The sequence below is a fragment of the Rhodococcus sp. WS1 genome (genome assembly GCF_003797745.1).
Taxonomy (GTDB): Bacteria; Actinomycetota; Actinomycetes; order Mycobacteriales; family Mycobacteriaceae; genus Rhodococcus_F; species Rhodococcus_F erythropolis.
This window is the reverse complement of the sequence record NZ_RKLZ01000002.1, coordinates 927,910-943,827: the sequence shown is the minus strand read 5'-3', so window position 1 is coordinate 943,827 and position 15,918 is coordinate 927,910. Positions and strand designations below refer to the sequence as shown.

The following is a 15,918-nucleotide window of genomic DNA, read 5'->3' as shown; positions in this document are numbered from 1 at the left end:
ATTGTTGTCAGCATGGTATCCGAATCCGTCGGCTCTGCAAGGGCCGGTCGACCAAAAGCATTGAGTCACAGACAGATACTCGATGCTGCGGCCGAGATCGCCGATACGGACGGCCTGGACGCGGTCTCATTTCGAGTGCTCGCCGAGCGACTGGGCATATCGCCGATGTCCGTCCACCGCACTACCGGCGGCATCGACGCGCTGAGGCGAGACCTGATTTCCACCCTCGTGGGAGAAGCCGTCTCGTCGATCGACTGGCCGACCGACTGGCGCGGGGTTGCCCACACGTTCGCCTACGGTCTACATGACCTTCTGATGAGGCATCCCCTCGTTCTGGAAGCCCATCGGCAGGCATCGCTGGAAGCACCCGGTGCCGACGATACCGCCCACCGAGTCGTGCGAGCGCTTTCGCAGGCCGGCCTCGATGACGAACAGGCCACTTACGCATACGGCGCCGTGCATGATTTCGTGACCGGACACGTCGCAATTCAATTGGGACGCGGAGCTTTCGACAATGCACCCGCCGATCGACGCGAGGCATCGGTGTTCGCGCTTCATCACGATCCCGCCCGAAGGTTCGAATTCGGAGTCACGCTCATTCTGGATGGCGTGGCGTCGATCGCGCAGCGAGGAAGCACAACATGACAAGTAGCGTGGCGACAACCGAAATTCGTGGCACCCCGGGGCGCCGTATCGCGTTCTGCGAGTACGGCGATCCGACTGGCCGGCCGGTAGTCGTGGTTCATGGATCACCTGGCAGCCGATACGAGGGGCTCTCACTCGACAACGCGGCTGCGACGGCGGGTCTACGGCTGATCGTCCCCGATCGTCCCGGTTTCGGGCGCACAGATCCACACACGGACAAGGGATTTCATTCCTGGGACGACGACTACGTCACTCTGATCGATCATCTCGAGTTGGACTCGGCCGCACTGATGGGCTTCTCCGGAGGCGGCGGTTACGCGCTCGCAGTCGCTGCGGCCGTACCCGAACGAGTCTCGAAATTGGTGCTGGCGTGCGCCATGATTCCCGGAGCCCCACGAGATACTTTGCGGCGCAGGATAAAACTGGTATCCGCGCTGTACTTTGCCGCCAACTGGGCTCCCCGCATGGCTGGCGCAATGCTTGCGGGAACCGGAGTGTTCTCCAAGTTGCGCAGCGACTCCGTCTCGATCTGGCCGGCCGCCGATCAGGCCGTCATGACCGACGAGTCGCATCGCCCTGCTCTCCAATTGGATTCATCCGAAGGGATCGCACAGGGCGGATCCGCAGGGGTTGTCGACTTGGCTCGGTATCGCCACGAGATGCCAGGGTTGCTTCAATCCATCTCGGTACCAACGGTTTTCCTGCACGGAACCAATGACAGGAACGTACCCATCGAAGTTGCCCGCTGGGCCCACTCGATGATCCCCCACTCTCGCTTCGAAGAGGTCAGCGGGGGCGGCCATTTGTTCGTAGTCGCGGACCCCACTCCACTCATTCGCGCCCTCACATAACCTCTTGACTCGAACTGATGTTCGAGTATTGTTGGGGGTGGGGATCGGGGGATTCAATGAGTGTTCTGTTGTCGGATGTGGTGTCGGGTTCTGCGGTGGGGTTGCGCGCACGCCTGTGGCGGTTGCCTGCTTCTGAGTTGCGTGCTGCTGCGGTGTCGGCGAGCGCGGAGATTCTTCGTCTCGAGGCTGTTCGGGTGGCGGTGGTCGACGAACTCTCAATGCGCCCGGATGATCAGGTGATTGCCAGCCGCGGAGTGGGGTCCTGGTTGGCGGCGAACACGATGCTGCAGATCCGGGACGGGAAGAAGATCGCCGCCCTCGGTGCAGCGCTACGGCCGTTTCCCGCGGTGGCTGCTCGGTTCGATGTCGGGGACTGCTCGTTCGAGCATGCCGTGTTGATCGTGGCGTTCTGCGAATCACCACCGAAGGGAATGCCGGACGAAGCGCTCCCTCGCTGTATCGACCTACTGTTGGCGGCCGCGTCCGGAGTGGAAGCGACGACCACGAAAGTCCGGAACGTCATCGCGACCTTGGAGCGAATCTTCGAATCGGATGAGATTCCGCCCGCCGAAGATGTGGATCGGAATGAGTTGCGGATCGCGTCGACGTTGAATGGTCGGGTGGTGGTGCGCGGGGATTTCGATGCTCTCACCGGGGAAATGTTGCTGTCGGCGTTGTCGAATCTGACGATGCCGACCCCGGCACCGGATGGAACTCCGGATTCTCGGTCGGCGGCGAAGCGGACGGCGGATGGGTTCACCGAACTGATTCGCCGCTACCTCGACTGCGCGAAGACCGGTGTCGATGGTGGTCAGCGTCCGCATGTGAACGTGCACATCAACGCCCGCGATCTGGCGGAGCATTGTGACTGCGCCGCCGCCCCCTCGCCCGATGGTGTTGCTGTGGCTGTGTCGGATCTCGATGTCGGGCACATGCCCTGGCTGGGGCCGCTGTCGGTGTCGCAGACAAGGCTTCTCGGGTGTGATTGTTTCCTCTCGACCGTGCTGCTCGACGGTCACGGCGCGCCTCTGGATGCGAAACCCGGGAAACGGTTGGTCTCTGCGGAGCAGCGCGTGGCGTTGATCGCCCGGGACAAAGGCTGCGCGTTCCCTGGTTGTGCGTGTGTTCCCGCGTGGACCGATGCGCACCACATCCGGCACTGGGCCAACGGCGGCCCGACCGTGATGAACAACCTTGTCCTACTGTGCCGTTCACATCATCGATTGATGCACCGCAAAGCCGGGTTCGTCGGGAAGTGGGTGATCCGCATCGGCGTCGACAACAAACCGTGGTTCATCCCACCACCCTCGATCGACCCGCAGCAGCACCCGCGGCCGGCGAACACCACCTTCAAAACCTGAGGACGAACCTCAGGCACAACAGAACACGGCCCGGCACCGCATCGAAGGAGTCCTCGATGCGGTGCCGAAAGCCGTGCTCAGGCCTAGCCGGTGATCGTTCAGCCCAAGTCGGCGACGATCCGCTCGGCGAGCGGCTTCGACGAAGCCGGATTCTGGCCGGTGTATAGCTTCCGGTCCACCACGACATAAGGCGACCAGGCGTCAGCCTTCGAGAATTTGCCGCCCAACTCGCGTAGCCGAGTTTCGAGCAGCCACGGAGCCTTGTCCGCCAGACCAGCCTGCGTCTCCTCTTCATTGGTGAACGCCGTCAGCTGATAGCCGTCGAACAGCCAGCTTCCATCGGATCTCTGGGCAGGCAGAAGTGCCGCCGGTGCGTGACAGACCGCCGAAACCACCTTGTCGGCGTCCAAGAACTTCACCAGAAGCTCGCCGAAGGATGCCGACACTGCAAGATCTTCCATCGGTCCATGTCCACCTGGCACAAAGACCACGTCGTAGTCGGCAGCATCGGCGTTCTCCAGAATCTCCGGCGAATCCAGCACCGGCTGCAGATCGGCGATGTACTTGCGCATACGATCAGCGCCTTCTTGCCCGCCGTTGACCTCAGGCGCCAGGCTTCCCTCATCCACAACGGGGGCTTTACCGCCAGGCGTCGCGATCACGATGTCGTAGCCGCCCTCGACGAAAACGCGATGCGCCTCGACCAGTTCTTCCGCCCAGTATCCGGTTGGGTGGGCTGTCCCGTCGTTCAGCGTCCAGTGATCTGCAGAAGTGACTGCAAACAACAGCTTTGTCATCGCGCAACCTTTCGTCGGTGACAGGAACCCAATTGTGACAAGAAGCCAGTTGTGACAAGACTCCATTGTCAAGGCCCGATCAGTGAAACAACGTCCAGTCAGTGCAACACCTTGCCCCTGGGAGAATTCCTCACCACAACATCACGTCCCCCGCTAGTTTCCGATCGGCTTGCCGAACAGGCCTGCGACAAGTTCGCCCACTGCGTCTTCCCAGACCGGCCACGTTCTCTGATCAAGCGCCATCGATCCAGCATCGAAGGTGCTGCACCCCTGTTGGGCCGGGACGCCGGCGAACCGATCACGAAGCCACAGCAGAGCACTCGGCAATGCGACGACTTCCATGCTGACATGCTCACTGAAGTGGTCTCTGGTGTAAACGACACTCGCAGAAGGATCTTGGCAATAGGTATCGACAAGTTTGTTCACCGGGCCCACAGGCACCAACCAGTCGGGATTCGACTGGTAGATGTACATCGGCACGTCAGGAACGGACTTACCCATGGCAGCTCGAGAGAGCGCGGCTCTCACCGTGGGATGTTGGACGGGATCTCCCGGTACATCGAGGAAACCTTTGATGTTGAGGAAGGGCACGGCAGCCGACGTCCAGAGCATGCACAGGTTGTCTTTGGCAGCGAAAAGCGCTCGGCCGGCGGGGCTTATGTGCTGATCTATGAAGCCTGCGAGTTCAGAATCTTCTCGGCTCACTCCGATGACACCGGCAGCGACGATCCCGGCCCCTAGAGCGTTGTTGGCATTGTCGAGCAAAGCACCGAGATCGGCTGCAACACCGCCTTCGGCGACTCCGACGACATTCAGTTCCGGGGCATAGGTGCGCCGTATTTCAGCCGCGTGACCAGTAGGAATCGACCCTCCCGAGTACCCGAGCAGCCCTACTCGAGTCGACCGACCTTGCAGATCCATGGGTTCGAAGTTCTCGGCCGCACGAATACCGTCGAGCGTGATCCGCGCGGCTACCGGGCCGGACGCGAAAGAAGAATTCGGCCCCTGATGATCGGGCACCGATAGTGCCCAGCCCTGCGCCAGCGCCGCTTGCACTTCGAGGAACTGCGCCCCACCAGTGGCAGCGCCCGTCACCAGCCACGGCAATGCGCCCTGCTGCATGACATACGAAGGTGCGCAGTAACTTCCGAGCGAGTCTTCGGCCATCTGAAAGGACAGCAGCGGACGCGGCCCGCCGTCGCGAGTGTCGCCGCGAGGCTTGATCACTGTGGTGACAGCCGGAATCGCCTCACCCGCAGCGTTATTGGAACGATAGGAGATCTGCCACGCATCAACATTGGTCGGAATCAGATTGAGAGTACCGAGATTCACTGTACGCGCGGCAATGATCTCACCCGGCTCCTTGGATTCGACGACCCCGGCGGGCGGTTCATAAAAGGCCTGGTCCAGCGCAGGCAATAGCGGCGCAACCGCAGGCGGCAGGGCAGGCTGGACCTGAACTTGGGTAGGAACACCTCCGTCCGGTGCCGCTGAGGCAGGTGCCGAAAGTGCGATCTGCCCGATTACTGCAATCACGGCAATCGCGAAGCCCCCGCATTGTCGGTCAGTTGTCCAGCGTCGTCCCATACCAATTCCTCCCCGAAAAAGCACAGATTGCCTTGTGTTGCCGCAGTTCTCATCACGGGCGCACAAGTTAGATGCGAGTGTCTAACATATTGAGGACGAGAGTAGAGCGTTGTGGGCTGGATTACAATCCCCGGTGTTCGTGACCTATTCGCCGGCACGAAGGGGCGCGTCGTCAATCAACGCGTTCAGGAGCACCGTCATCAGATCCACCAGTACCGACACAGGGGGACGAGGCTCCGTAGTGCTCCACTGGTGCACCAGCGCGGTAAGCGCACCGATGAAGGCAGTGGACGCCCACCGGTAACCACCCGGCGGTTCGTAATCGTCGCCCACAATCCCTTTGATGATCGACTCGAAAAATGTTGCCCAAACCGAACGTTGGTCCACACGATGCTTTTCCACTCGAGGACTGACACCCACGACGTCGATGAAGGCAACGTGTGCACGTCGCGGGTCACTTCCGACCGACTCGACGAAGGCAGCCATGGCCGTTGCTGCCTTGTCCCGCAGATTGACCGAAGGCTCCGCGTCGAGTGCGTCGACCATTGCAATTCTGGCGTCGAGTTGAATCTGGTCATACAGCGCCAGGAGTAGATCCTCGCGGCTACCGAACTCGTCGTAGAACTGCCTTCTGGCCAAACTCGCGGACGCACAGATATCCGCCACCGAACTTCCGGCATACCCCTTGTCGGCAAACACACTGAGAGCAGCATTCAAGAAGAGGGAACGGCGCTCGGCCTTGCGTGCCGCGACCGACCTTCCTCCATAGTTCCTGTCTGTTTCAGCAATTGCCACGCCTGCCAGGGTATGCGGCATCGCGCTGCAGACAAAACGTACCTGACCTGCTGCGCAGTTCAGTCGCCGACGCTGGCGCGCTCACGCCGAAGTGCGATCAGGCCAGTACGAAGGCCACGGCAAAAAGTGTCCAGGCGGCAGCAAGAACCGTCGACGCCGCAGTAACTGCCCCGGTCACGGCAGGTCGAGTGCTGCAGTTGCGCGCCGCGATGATCCCGACCGTCATCAAGGTCAGCGCCATCAGGAATGACAGAACCACGATCTTCACCAGCAACCCCTTCGACGTCGGCCAACAGAACCGAAGGCCATTTAGATAGTACACAAATAGATCGGGCATTAATCAAATGGAATCAGTCAGGTATCTCTTGACAACATTCGATTGAAACTGTCAGGCTAAACCTGACGAATGGAGAATTTCTTATGCAAGATCTGATCGAGACCGCCCTGACCGCAAAGATCGAGACCGCCGCAACTTCGACGGTCAACGCCGGAATCGCCGAGGCCGGCGCGCAGGCGGACAAGATTGTCGGAACGGATCCATTACCTGGCAGCCCCGAATGGGAGGCAGAACAGGACACCGACATCCCGGCGCAGCGTCAGATGGCTTGGCAGTTGGCAAGTTTCCGGATCCAGCTCGCCGCAGGCATCGATTCGACGGCAAGCGTCATGAGCCTGCGAAGATTCGGCGCAACATGGGCAACCATCGGCCGCGCTGCCGGAATGACCCGTCAGTCCGCGCATGAACGGTGGGGTCGACGTGTATCGGACATGCTCGATCCTTACGGGGTCGGGATGCCGCCCATGGTGCCGAACGATGATCCGACTCAGCCCTGACTACCAAGCGTGTGACTACTGATCCGACAGCAGCGCATCTGCTTTCGCGACCAATACTGCACGCTCACGCTCGTTCCCGGCCAGCCTCGCTGCTTCGAGGAGTTCGGTTCTAGCCTCCTCGGATCGGCCGAGCTGACTGAGCAACTCCCCCCGAACACTGGGAAGCAGGTGGTAGTCGGCCAATTCACCTGAAGCGACAAGCTTGTCGACGAATTCGAGCGCAGGGCCAGGACCGTATGCCATGGATACCGCCGCCGCATGATTGAGGTCGACCACGGGCGATGGGGCCAGTTGCGCCAACGCCTCGTAGAGGATGACTATCTTCTTCCAATCGGTGTCATCGAAAGTTGCTGCTCGCGCATGACATTCGGCTATCGCTGCCTGCAAACCGTACGGGCCACGTCCACGCCCGACGGCGTCAGCTCGTTCCAGCGCCGCAAGCCCACGCGAGATCTGTAGGCGGTCCCACCTAGTCCGGTCCTGGTCCGCCAGCAGGATGGGCTCACCTGTCGAGGTTGTCCGAGCGCCGAATCTCGAGGCTGTCAGCTCCATCAACGCGACAAGGCCGTGTACCTCGGATTCCCCGGGGACCAATTCGGCGAGTATTCGCGCGAGCCGCAGAGCTTCAGCACTGAGGTCCGCCCGCATCCACTCGTCCCCCGAGCTGGCTGCATAACCTTCGTTGAACACCAGGTACAGGACTCCGAGGACGGCGCTCAACCTGCTCGAAAACTCTTCTCGTCCTGGAACTTCGAAAACCGCTTTCGAAGCGGTCAACGCCTTCTTCGCACGCACTATCCGCTGCTGAACTGTCGCGGTCGGCGTCAGGAACGCCTTCGCAATTTCTTCGGTGGTCAACCCGCCCACAACCCGAAGAGTCAAGGCCACCTGCGCTTTTCGATTCAACACCGGGTGACAGGCGATGAACATCAGCCGGAGGACGTCGTCGTCGATCCGATCCGGATCCCAGCTGACGTCGTCGAAATGCGAAGCGTCGTTCTCGAGTTCACGCGCAAAGTGGGCGTAGCGCTCGTCCAGCCTCTCACGTCGTCGCCACCCGTCGATTGCTCGACGCGTCGCAACGGAAGTCAGCCAGGCAGCGGGATTTCGGGGAACGCCGGTGGCAGGCCACTGCTCGACAGCTTCGAGCAGAGCCTGCGCTGCCAGGTCTTCGGCGAGATCAAGATCTCCGACGGTGCGAGTCAACGTGGCGACGATCTTCGCGGATTCGATTCGCCAGACCGCGTCGACAGCCTTTCTCGTTTCTTCTCGCACCGCCTCGTCGGTCATGGTTCAGCCTGCGACCGGACGATCGGTACCGAGCTCTTCGCGCCAGCCGGCTTCCTTCTGGATGTACTCGTTGTCCTGATCGAAGTCCGACATCTCGCTCACGCGGCGCACCTCGAGCTTGCTTCCCGGCCCGAGCGGGCAGCGCTTCGCCCATTCCAAGGCTTCGTCTTTGGTCGACGTCTGAATGATCCAGAATCCCGAGAACAACTCCTTCGTCTCGCCGTACGGGCCATCGGAGACCAGCGGCGGATCGGACTCGAAATCGACGATGAATCCCTCCTCCATCGCCAATCCCTCACCCGCCAGCAGCACACCGGCCTTGATCAAGGATTCGTTGTATTGCCCCATCGCGGCGATGATCTCGTCGAAGTCCATGTCCTTGGATGCTTCGATGGCTTCGTCGGTGGAACGCATGATCAGCATGTACTTCATGAGAATCTCCTTCGTTTGTGGACCGCTCATTCGGTCCCTCTGCCTACACGTCGAACGGCAAAGACGCCGATCGACAAACTTCCGAAACTAATTTTCGAAGGACAAATCCGCCGGTCGAATACGTTGCCCACGGTATCGGCAGAAAGGTCGTCTGGCAGCTCAGAAATCGAGAAATCCTGGCACGACTTCAACGGCGTGCCCGGCCGCGTCAGCGCTCCCGTAGAAATACACCGAGCCGTAGCCAAACAGGTATTCCTCGACGAACTCGGGTTGCGGCTCGGCAACCACCGGCCATCCCTCTTCATTGATCTGGAACAGGAAGCGATGCCCGTCCGCCTCGACGGTATCGGCGTAGGACGGTTCATTTTGTATGAGTACCGGTTGCGGCGCGATCAACACCAACGGCATCACTTCGTCGTCTGCGGGAAGATTGACCAACGCCGCGCTCCCCAGGCCCTCGTGAGTGCCGGCCGATTCCGCACTTCGTGATGACGGCGGGTGCAGGACTGCACTGAACCCGATGTCCGGGTATTCGAGGTCGTCGTCGCCGATGGAGAATCCCCGACGGATGAAGACGGAAAGCTCTCGCGCACCGAGCCACGAAGCCGTGTGCGCCTCGAGCGTCAAGAGATACTCATGCGTCTGCAAAATCGGCTGACCAGCGAAAACCTGCGGCGGGCGTCCACCGATCCTGGACCCAACTTCCGAATCGCTCGAACCCACCCCGAGATGTACGCTGTCCACCGGCGTCATCCTAGGGAGATCCGACGCGCGTCGGAAGAAGACTTTCCGATTTCCTACAAACCACTGGTGACGTAGGCCACATTCAGGATCGATGATGAGTGCATGACAACATTCCCCACTCTCGACCCCGAACTCGCCGCAGCACTCACCATGCTCCCGAAGGTGGACTTCGCTGACCTCCCCAACGCGCGGGCCACCTACGACGCTCTGATCGGCGCCATGTTGGCCGACCTGCCATTCGACGGAGTCTCGCTTCGGGAACTGTCCGCTCCTGGCCTGGACGGCGATCCGGAAGTCACGATTCGTTTCTTCACCCCGGACAACACCGCCGGCCCTGTCCCCGTTCTGCTCTGGATCCATGGCGGCGGATTTGCAATCGGCACCGCTGAGTCCAGCGATCCATTTTGTGTCGAGGTAGCGCGCGAACTCGGATTCGCCGTTGCAAACGTGGAGTACCGCCTCGCCCCCGAAACCTCCTTTCCCGGTCCCGTCAACGACTGCTACGCCGCACTCCTCTACATCCACGCCCATGCCGAGGAACTGGGGGTCGATCCCAGCCGCATCGCAGTGGGCGGGCAGAGTGCAGGCGGCGGATTGGCCGCAGGCACTGTCCTCAAAGCCCGCGACGAGGGCGTTGTGCCCGTGGCATTCCAATTCCTCGAAATTCCTGAACTCGACGACCGTCTGGCGACTGTCTCGATGACGAACTTCGTCGACACACCGTTGTGGCACCGCCCCAACGCCATCCTGTCGTGGAAGTACTACCTCGGCGAGTCGTATTCAGGTCCCGAAGATCCTGACGTCTCCATTTACGCTGCGCCGTCCCGGGCGACCGACCTCACCGGTCTGCCGCCGACCTACCTGTCCACCATGGAACTCGACCCGCTCCGCGACGAAGGAATCGAATACGCCCTTCGACTGCTGCATGCGGGAGTCAGCGTCGAATTGCACTCCTTCCCCGGAACCTTTCACGGGTCGGCACTAGTGGCGACCGCAGCAGTCAGCGAAAGAAGTGCCGCCGAAGCCCTCACTGCGCTCCGGAGAGGGTTGCGTTCGCTGTCGCCTGTCTCGTAGCGTTGCGAGATGCAAGGACTGATGTACCGGCTTGCCGAGCTCGATGCAGACTCGGCAGGCCTGGTACGTGTCATCGATTACTTCGACACGCTCGTGCGGCACGGCTCCGACACCGCATCTCTGCTTCGCGCGAGCGCGCAGTTGGCGGACTGCGTTGTAGGTATCGAGATCGTGGAACACGGTAGAAGCAAGAAGAATTTGCGCCGTTGTGACCCACGCGGCCGATGGTCGCCCGAACCCCAGTTCCCTCCGAGCATGGCCAGGGACATCGCTGTAGACGACGAGGTTCTCGGGAAAGTATGGATCGAGCGTCCTGGTGCGCACTTGCCGCTCGACGAAATGCTCGTCGACCGAATGGCCCTGACCGCGGCGATAATCCTGCAACCCCGACGCTTGCCTACCGAAGCCGAGCACACTCGAAATCTGTTGTTCCCGATGGATGAACTCGCGGTGCTCACCTCCTGCGCCGGTCTCGGTATCGAACCCCAAACCCCAGTCCGCGTCATGGCAACCAAGGCAGTCTCAGACACGGCCGGCGGCACTGCACACCTTGTTATTTCGCAAGATTGCACACCTGGCAAAGCTGTTGGGATAGAAGCTGATGGCGAGTATCTGAATCTCGTGGCGGGTTCGTTTGCACCGACACCCGAGCTGTCCGAGTCAGCACTGTCGTCATCCATTCGCGCCGGAATATCTTTGGCTGCTTCCGCTTCCGAAGTGAATACAATACTCAGCACTGCACGATTCGCTCGTGCACAGGCGTCAGCAACAACACCGATCGTGAACGCAGACGATCTCGGCGCCCTCAACCTCCTGGCACCGGGATCACACATCGATCACTCGCGAATACCGGATCTGGTTCTTGCCGAAGAGATCGGCGATACCAAACAGGGATTGGAACTACTCGAAACCTTGAGGGCATACCTGCAATCCGGAACATTGAGGGCCGCAGCCGATTCCATGCATCTTCATCACAGCAGCGTCGCGCACCGATTGGCGAAGCTGTCCCAGCACGTCGGATTCCACGTCGACACCATCGAGAACCGGGCACGCGCAACGGCCATGATGCTGGTCCTCGATGGCGGATAGGGCCCACCGCGCATCACTTGTGCTACACAGTGGTTGACGATCTTTCGCGTTCGGCGAGCGCAACGAAGGGTGCAAGCGCGGGATTCGGGTTGTCCGGACGGTAGGTCACGGCAACTTCGAGAGTCGGCTGCATACCGGCGATCTCACACAGATGAATACCCGGGATTCGGAGCATCCGGGCCCGCCCCTGCGGGATCGGCGCAATTCCCACCCCGTCCGAGACGGCGTGCAAAACCTGCTCGTCGTCAGCCTCGAATCGAACGATATTGGGAGCGCTGTCGGGCCAAAGTTGTTCGAGCGTACGCGAATACATCCCGGGCGCATTCGCCTCGGGCCAGAATACGACGGGGATGTCCACCAGATCTCCGAGTTCGAGTGTCGTTCGATCCCCGAACGGATGATCCACGGGAACGGCGACCAGGATAGGTTCGGTGTCGAGGACGATCAGGGGAAGTTCACGATCGTCGTCATCGAGCGGCGGTCGCACAACCGCGATGTCGACGGCTCCGGTTCGGACGAGGTCGACAGTCTGCGCCGAAGTGCCCCGGTGCACGACAACTTCGACGCCTGGATAGAGCTTGCGATAAGTGCTGACCAGATCCCCGACGGCGCCACCCGCCCACGACCGGGTGTACGCGATGCGCAGTTCCCCGTCCACACCGCGTGCAGCCAATCGAATTCGTTCGACCGCCCGGTCTGCGCACCCGAGCAAGAAGCGTGCCTCTCGTACCGCTACCCGCCCCGCGTCGGTGAAAGTGAACTGCGGACCTCGGCGGTCCACCAGAGGAACTCCGAGTTCGCGCTCGAGAACCTTGATCTGCTGACTGAGTGCAGATTGCGCCACGTGGACGTTCGCGGCGGCGCGAGTGAAGCTGCCGTGATCCGACAGAGCAATCAGATAGCGTGCGCGCTGCAGGTTCATACGGTGATTATAAGAAGAACAGATGGTGGTGTCACTACTTGGTCTTGGACAGCGCATCACCTGAGGTCGGAGGATCGAGTGCAGGTTGTTCCACCGCTCGCCTCCCGAAAAAACTGTCCCCCGAACGATCACAAGGTTGAACATGAGCCCCCGAACACTCGTCGAAGCACGCGAACCTGCAACGGACGCGAGGTTCCTCGACGCCCTCGCAGAGATCGTCGGCGAAGCGCACGTCCTCACCGATCCAGAGCTGATCGAGGGTTACACACGCGACTGGACGGGACGTTGGATCGGTGACGCAATAGCTGTGGTCCGTCCGGCCGACACCGCCGAAGTGTCCGCCGTCGTCACGACCTGCTTCGAGGCCGGGATTCCCATCACCCCACAAGGTGGAAATACCGGACTGGTCGGTGGCGGAATACCGTCGGCTGGATCAGTGGTGCTGAGCACCAGGCGCTTGGATTCGATCGAGACCGTCGACCCCATCGGCCGGACAATCGCGGCCGGTGCGGGCGTGACCGTCGCTCGCGCCGACCTGGCGGCCTCCGCACACGGCCTCCGATTCGGAATCGATTTGGCATCAAAGGAATCCGCGACCCTCGGCGGCATCGTCGCAACCAACGCCGGTGGTACCCGCATGGTCCGATACGGAAATACACGGGCACAGATACTCGGGATCGAGGCAGTACTTGCCGATGGTTCGGTACTGAGTAGATGGACTCCACTCGTCAAAGACAATGTCGGATACGACATCCCAGGGCTTCTTGCGGGCAGTGAGGGAACGCTCGCGATTGTCACCAAGGTCCTGATGAAGTTGGTCACCCCGGCGACCGACACCCAGGTCGTGCTCGCGGGTGTGCGCGACGTCGATCAAGCGCTGCAGCTGTGTAATCGAGTGCGCCAGAGCGGGTTGACCGTGGAGGCCGCCGAGATCATGACCGACGACGGCATCTCCCTCGTCTGCGCACACACCGATGCCCGTCGCCCGTTCGGAACACCGTCACCGATGTACACCCTGATCGAGGTGTCATCGCCGCGCGAGACGGAAGAGTCACTCCTCGAAGTTCTCTCCGCCTCTGCCGATCTCATCGAGGACGCGACAGTCGAGCCTGGCCCCGCTCGAAAGCTGTGGACTCTGCGAGAAAGCCATACCGAAAGCATCAGCGCTTCATCGACGACTCCGGTGGTCAAACTCGACATCTCCGTCCCCTTGTCCGTGATGGGCATGTTCATCGAGAGCCTCCGCGAAGTACTCACCGAACGATTCGTCCATGTGCGTCCAATGTTGTTCGGACACTTCGCCGACGGGAATATCCATGTGAATCTTCTTGACGCCGAACCGAGCATCGCCCACGAACTGACCGATACGGTCTTCGAACTCGTCTCCGCCCATCACGGAAGTATCAGCGCCGAGCACGGGATCGGTCGCGCGAAGTCACCGTGGATAGCGCTGGGGCGCACGGAAACCGACATCGCCGCCATGAAGCTGATCAAATCGTCCTGGGATCCGCGTGGAATCCTCAATCCTGGAATACTGTTGCCCGAAACGGTCGGGTAACAAAAGGGGTCTCGTGCAGGATCTTTACGTCGTCACTCATCCTCATGCCGAACACACAGCACAGGACATCGTCGGAGGTTGGCACAATTCGGTTCTCACGCCCGCCGGCAGGCGCGATGCAGAGTTGATCGCCGAAGAGTTGAAACGTCGACGCACAGGAACTTCGCGCCCGATCCGCATCACCTCTTCCGACCTCGAACGGTGCGCCGAGACATCCGCGATCATCGCCCGGACACTCGATGTTCCGGCGACAACAGACTCTCGATTGCGCGAAATCAGCTTCGGAGAAGCCGAAGGGCGCCCGAACTCGTGGCTGACCCAGCGGCAGGTTCCGGCTCCTGACAACAACCGCCTCGATCACCGTGGCCCCGTTGCCGGTGCCGAAACCCGCCGCGACATCGCATCAAGGGTCGGCGAGTGCATTCGCGAACTGATGACCGAACTCGATCACGATCACATCGTCGTAACACACGGATTTGCACACACATTCGTCGTCTCCGCCTGGCTGCAGATCCCCGTCGAAGCCACAGGGTTTGCGAACTTCGCGACCACGCCCGGGGCCATCACACATCTCCAACACGACGACTACTGGCGCAATCGAACTCTCGCGCAACTAGCCGATACGACGCACTTGGCCTGTGGCACGATGGCCTGATGCGCCATGTTTCCGACGACGAACGCCGTGCACGCATAGGAGTACGTCACGCGCTGGCGCCTTCGTTCCGCGTCGATTCTCCGGAAGCTGCCACGCGGGCGATGACGGTACTGCACGCCACCGAATCAGCGACTGTCTATCTGTCTTGCTGGGCGAGGGTTCGGTCATTGGACGCCACTGACGTCGACAACGCCTTGTACGACCAACGCAGTCTCGTGAAGCAATTGGCTATGCGCCGCACGCTCTTCACCTTTCCCCGAGACTTGCTGCCGGCCGCGTGGTCGAGTGCGTCCGCCCGCGTCGCGAACACCGAGCGCGCACGAATGGCCAAGGATGTCGTCAAGGCCGGAATCGCCGTCGACGGCAACGACTGGCTCGATCGCGCGCGGGCGGAGGTTCTGACACTGCTCACCGATGCCCCTGAAGGACTTTCCGCACTCGAGGTCCGTCAGGCAGTACCGATGATCGACGTCAAGGTCGAGGGTTCGGCAGGCGAAATCTGGTCGGCACCCAGGGTTCTCACGCACCTCGGGGCGACCGCAGACATCATGCGCGGCAACAACACCGCCCGCTTCCCCGTCTCACGCCCACTGTGGACTCTCACTCGACACTGGCTCGACGACGCCCCCACCGATCTCGAATCTGCAGACGGATACAGAGAAATAGTCCGACGCTGGCTCCACTCCTTCGGACCGGGGACGGAAGACGACATCGTCTGGTGGCTGGGCTCGACCAAGACGGTCGTCCGGGCCGCCCTCGCCGAACTCGAAGCCGTTGCAGTCTCACTCGACAGTGGCGACACCGGCTGGTTACTACCGGATGACGTCGCCACGGTGTCTGATCCAGGTCCTTGGGTGGCACTCCTACCGGTGCTCGACCCGACGATCATGGGGTGGAAGAACCGTGACTTCTATCTCGGCCCGCACCGCAACCAACTCTTCGACACCCGAGGTAACGCCGGCACCACAGCTTGGGTCGACGGTCGTGTCGTGGGCTGCTGGATCCAAGACGCCGCCGGAGTGGTCCACGTTCGAGTACTCGAATCCGTGTCCGCGGATGCGCAACGGGCGCTCGACGCCGAGGCAGTTCGCCTGACCGAGTGGCTGGGTGGCGTCAAGATCGGCACCGGTTATGTCTCGCAGGCTATGAAGCAAGCGGTTGGAATTGCTGCAGCTACGCCTTGACGACGTAACCAGAACACTGTTCTAGCTGGTCTTTCTGCTGACGCCATCCATGGGCGGTAAGGCAACCATCGACAAGTGTACGAAACGTACAGTACACTTT

17 protein-coding genes are annotated in these 15,918 nt (G+C 61.1%); 9 read left to right on the top strand and 8 right to left on the bottom strand.

Features of this window, described 5'->3' with window-relative positions; genetic code table 11:
* Nucleotides 1-12: 12 nt before the first annotated feature.
* From EEB12_RS16935 to EEB12_RS16925, 3 genes are read left to right on the top strand one after another with little or no spacing between them, the layout of a single operon-like run.
* Nucleotides 13-645: a TetR/AcrR family transcriptional regulator gene (locus EEB12_RS16935; protein ID WP_258537277.1), complete on the top strand. Its 633-nt coding sequence runs from the start codon at nucleotides 13-15 to the stop codon at nucleotides 643-645.
* Nucleotides 642-1,496, top strand: a complete 855-nt coding sequence (locus tag EEB12_RS16930) for an alpha/beta fold hydrolase (protein WP_141488173.1) — start codon at nucleotides 642-644, stop codon at nucleotides 1,494-1,496. Before EEB12_RS16935 ends, EEB12_RS16930 begins: the two co-directional genes overlap by 4 nt.
* A gap of 56 nt (nucleotides 1,497-1,552) precedes the next feature.
* Nucleotides 1,553-2,857: an HNH endonuclease signature motif containing protein gene (locus EEB12_RS16925; protein WP_141488172.1), complete on the top strand. Its 1,305-nt coding sequence runs from the start codon at nucleotides 1,553-1,555 to the stop codon at nucleotides 2,855-2,857.
* Between the two features lie 98 nt (nucleotides 2,858-2,955).
* Here the strand turns inward: EEB12_RS16925 and EEB12_RS16920 are convergent, their stop codons facing one another.
* The 4 genes from EEB12_RS16920 to EEB12_RS30515 all read right to left on the bottom strand — a co-directional run bounded on the left by EEB12_RS16920 (nucleotide 2,956) and on the right by EEB12_RS30515 (nucleotide 6,304).
* Nucleotides 2,956-3,654 carry a type 1 glutamine amidotransferase domain-containing protein gene (locus tag EEB12_RS16920; protein ID WP_060937762.1) on the bottom strand — a complete coding sequence of 233 codons (699 nt, stop codon included), beginning with the start codon at nucleotides 3,652-3,654 and terminating at the stop codon, nucleotides 2,956-2,958.
* A gap of 153 nt (nucleotides 3,655-3,807) precedes the next feature.
* On the bottom strand, nucleotides 3,808-5,241 hold the full coding sequence (locus tag EEB12_RS16915; RefSeq protein WP_181447546.1) for a lipase family protein: 1,434 nt from the start codon (nucleotides 5,239-5,241) through the stop codon (nucleotides 3,808-3,810).
* Nucleotides 5,242-5,385: 144 nt separating this feature from the next.
* The gene (locus EEB12_RS16910; RefSeq protein WP_081051136.1) at nucleotides 5,386-6,057 is read right to left on the bottom strand and encodes a TetR/AcrR family transcriptional regulator; all 672 of its coding nucleotides are present in this window, start codon (nucleotides 6,055-6,057) and stop codon (nucleotides 5,386-5,388) included.
* A 76-nt stretch (nucleotides 6,058-6,133) separates the two neighbouring features.
* A complete protein-coding gene (locus EEB12_RS30515) occupies nucleotides 6,134-6,304 on the bottom strand; it encodes a hypothetical protein (RefSeq protein ID WP_175470379.1) in 171 nt (56 codons plus the stop codon).
* 152 nt (nucleotides 6,305-6,456) lie between these two features.
* Here EEB12_RS30515 and EEB12_RS16905 point away from each other — a divergent pair, with 152 nt between their 5' ends.
* Entirely contained in the window at nucleotides 6,457-6,870 is a 414-nt protein-coding gene (locus tag EEB12_RS16905; protein ID WP_046379562.1) for a hypothetical protein, read from the top strand.
* Nucleotides 6,871-6,885: 15 nt separating this feature from the next.
* On the opposite strand, the gene EEB12_RS16900 is transcribed toward EEB12_RS16905, so the two are convergent.
* The 3 genes from EEB12_RS16900 to EEB12_RS16890 all read right to left on the bottom strand — a co-directional run bounded on the left by EEB12_RS16900 (nucleotide 6,886) and on the right by EEB12_RS16890 (nucleotide 9,345).
* Complete coding sequence (locus EEB12_RS16900) at nucleotides 6,886-8,160, bottom strand: RNA polymerase sigma factor (protein WP_046379563.1); 1,275 nt, start codon at nucleotides 8,158-8,160, stop codon at nucleotides 6,886-6,888.
* 3 nt (nucleotides 8,161-8,163) lie between these two features.
* Nucleotides 8,164-8,592: a YciI family protein gene (locus EEB12_RS16895; protein ID WP_007735729.1), complete on the bottom strand. Its 429-nt coding sequence runs from the start codon at nucleotides 8,590-8,592 to the stop codon at nucleotides 8,164-8,166.
* 159 nt (nucleotides 8,593-8,751) lie between these two features.
* Nucleotides 8,752-9,345, bottom strand: a complete 594-nt coding sequence (locus EEB12_RS16890) for a hypothetical protein (RefSeq protein WP_070385071.1) — start codon at nucleotides 9,343-9,345, stop codon at nucleotides 8,752-8,754.
* A gap of 93 nt (nucleotides 9,346-9,438) precedes the next feature.
* Between EEB12_RS16890 and EEB12_RS16885 the strand changes: the two genes are divergently transcribed.
* Both EEB12_RS16885 and EEB12_RS16880 read left to right on the top strand, forming a co-directional pair.
* On the top strand, nucleotides 9,439-10,410 hold the full coding sequence (locus EEB12_RS16885; protein WP_021333307.1) for an alpha/beta hydrolase: 972 nt from the start codon (nucleotides 9,439-9,441) through the stop codon (nucleotides 10,408-10,410).
* Nucleotides 10,411-10,419: 9 nt separating this feature from the next.
* The gene (locus EEB12_RS16880; protein WP_229756694.1) at nucleotides 10,420-11,499 is read left to right on the top strand and encodes a helix-turn-helix domain-containing protein; all 1,080 of its coding nucleotides are present in this window, start codon (nucleotides 10,420-10,422) and stop codon (nucleotides 11,497-11,499) included.
* Between the two features lie 22 nt (nucleotides 11,500-11,521).
* On the opposite strand, the gene EEB12_RS16875 is transcribed toward EEB12_RS16880, so the two are convergent.
* Nucleotides 11,522-12,421: a LysR family transcriptional regulator gene (locus tag EEB12_RS16875; RefSeq protein ID WP_141488171.1), complete on the bottom strand. Its 900-nt coding sequence runs from the start codon at nucleotides 12,419-12,421 to the stop codon at nucleotides 11,522-11,524.
* Between the two features lie 142 nt (nucleotides 12,422-12,563).
* Here EEB12_RS16875 and EEB12_RS16870 point away from each other — a divergent pair, with 142 nt between their 5' ends.
* From EEB12_RS16870 to EEB12_RS16860, 3 genes are read left to right on the top strand one after another with little or no spacing between them, the layout of a single operon-like run.
* Entirely contained in the window at nucleotides 12,564-13,979 is a 1,416-nt protein-coding gene (locus EEB12_RS16870; protein WP_141488170.1) for an FAD-binding oxidoreductase, read from the top strand.
* Between the two features lie 13 nt (nucleotides 13,980-13,992).
* The gene (locus EEB12_RS16865; RefSeq protein ID WP_141488169.1) at nucleotides 13,993-14,634 is read left to right on the top strand and encodes a histidine phosphatase family protein; all 642 of its coding nucleotides are present in this window, start codon (nucleotides 13,993-13,995) and stop codon (nucleotides 14,632-14,634) included.
* Nucleotides 14,634-15,818 carry a winged helix DNA-binding domain-containing protein gene (locus EEB12_RS16860; protein WP_141488168.1) on the top strand — a complete coding sequence of 395 codons (1,185 nt, stop codon included), beginning with the start codon at nucleotides 14,634-14,636 and terminating at the stop codon, nucleotides 15,816-15,818. The genes EEB12_RS16865 and EEB12_RS16860 overlap by 1 nt, the downstream gene beginning before the upstream one ends.
* The last annotated feature ends 100 nt before the right edge of the window (nucleotides 15,819-15,918 follow it).

Bases quoted from the DNA above. Each gene is read 5' to 3' on its own strand.
- EEB12_RS16935 (WP_258537277.1), top strand. From the start codon at position 13: ATGGTATCCGAATCCGTCGGCTCTGCAAGGGCCGGTCGACCAAAAGCA.
- EEB12_RS16930 (WP_141488173.1), top strand. From the start codon at position 642: ATGACAAGTAGCGTGGCGACAACCGAAATTCGTGGCACCCCGGGGCGC.
- EEB12_RS16925 (WP_141488172.1), top strand. From the start codon at position 1,553: ATGAGTGTTCTGTTGTCGGATGTGGTGTCGGGTTCTGCGGTGGGGTTG.
- EEB12_RS16920 (WP_060937762.1), bottom strand. From the start codon at position 3,654: ATGACAAAGCTGTTGTTTGCAGTCACTTCTGCAGATCACTGGACGCTG.
- EEB12_RS16915 (WP_181447546.1), bottom strand. From the start codon at position 5,241: ATGGGACGACGCTGGACAACTGACCGACAATGCGGGGGCTTCGCGATT.
- EEB12_RS16910 (WP_081051136.1), bottom strand. From the start codon at position 6,057: ATGCCGCATACCCTGGCAGGCGTGGCAATTGCTGAAACAGACAGGAAC.
- EEB12_RS16905 (WP_046379562.1), top strand. From the start codon at position 6,457: ATGCAAGATCTGATCGAGACCGCCCTGACCGCAAAGATCGAGACCGCC.
- EEB12_RS16900 (WP_046379563.1), bottom strand. From the start codon at position 8,160: ATGACCGACGAGGCGGTGCGAGAAGAAACGAGAAAGGCTGTCGACGCG.
- EEB12_RS16895 (WP_007735729.1), bottom strand. From the start codon at position 8,592: ATGAAGTACATGCTGATCATGCGTTCCACCGACGAAGCCATCGAAGCA.
- EEB12_RS16890 (WP_070385071.1), bottom strand. From the start codon at position 9,345: ATGACGCCGGTGGACAGCGTACATCTCGGGGTGGGTTCGAGCGATTCG.
- EEB12_RS16885 (WP_021333307.1), top strand. From the start codon at position 9,439: ATGACAACATTCCCCACTCTCGACCCCGAACTCGCCGCAGCACTCACC.
- EEB12_RS16880 (WP_229756694.1), top strand. From the start codon at position 10,420: ATGCAAGGACTGATGTACCGGCTTGCCGAGCTCGATGCAGACTCGGCA.
- EEB12_RS16875 (WP_141488171.1), bottom strand. From the start codon at position 12,421: ATGAACCTGCAGCGCGCACGCTATCTGATTGCTCTGTCGGATCACGGC.
- EEB12_RS16870 (WP_141488170.1), top strand. From the start codon at position 12,564: ATGAGCCCCCGAACACTCGTCGAAGCACGCGAACCTGCAACGGACGCG.
- EEB12_RS16860 (WP_141488168.1), top strand. From the start codon at position 14,634: ATGCGCCATGTTTCCGACGACGAACGCCGTGCACGCATAGGAGTACGT.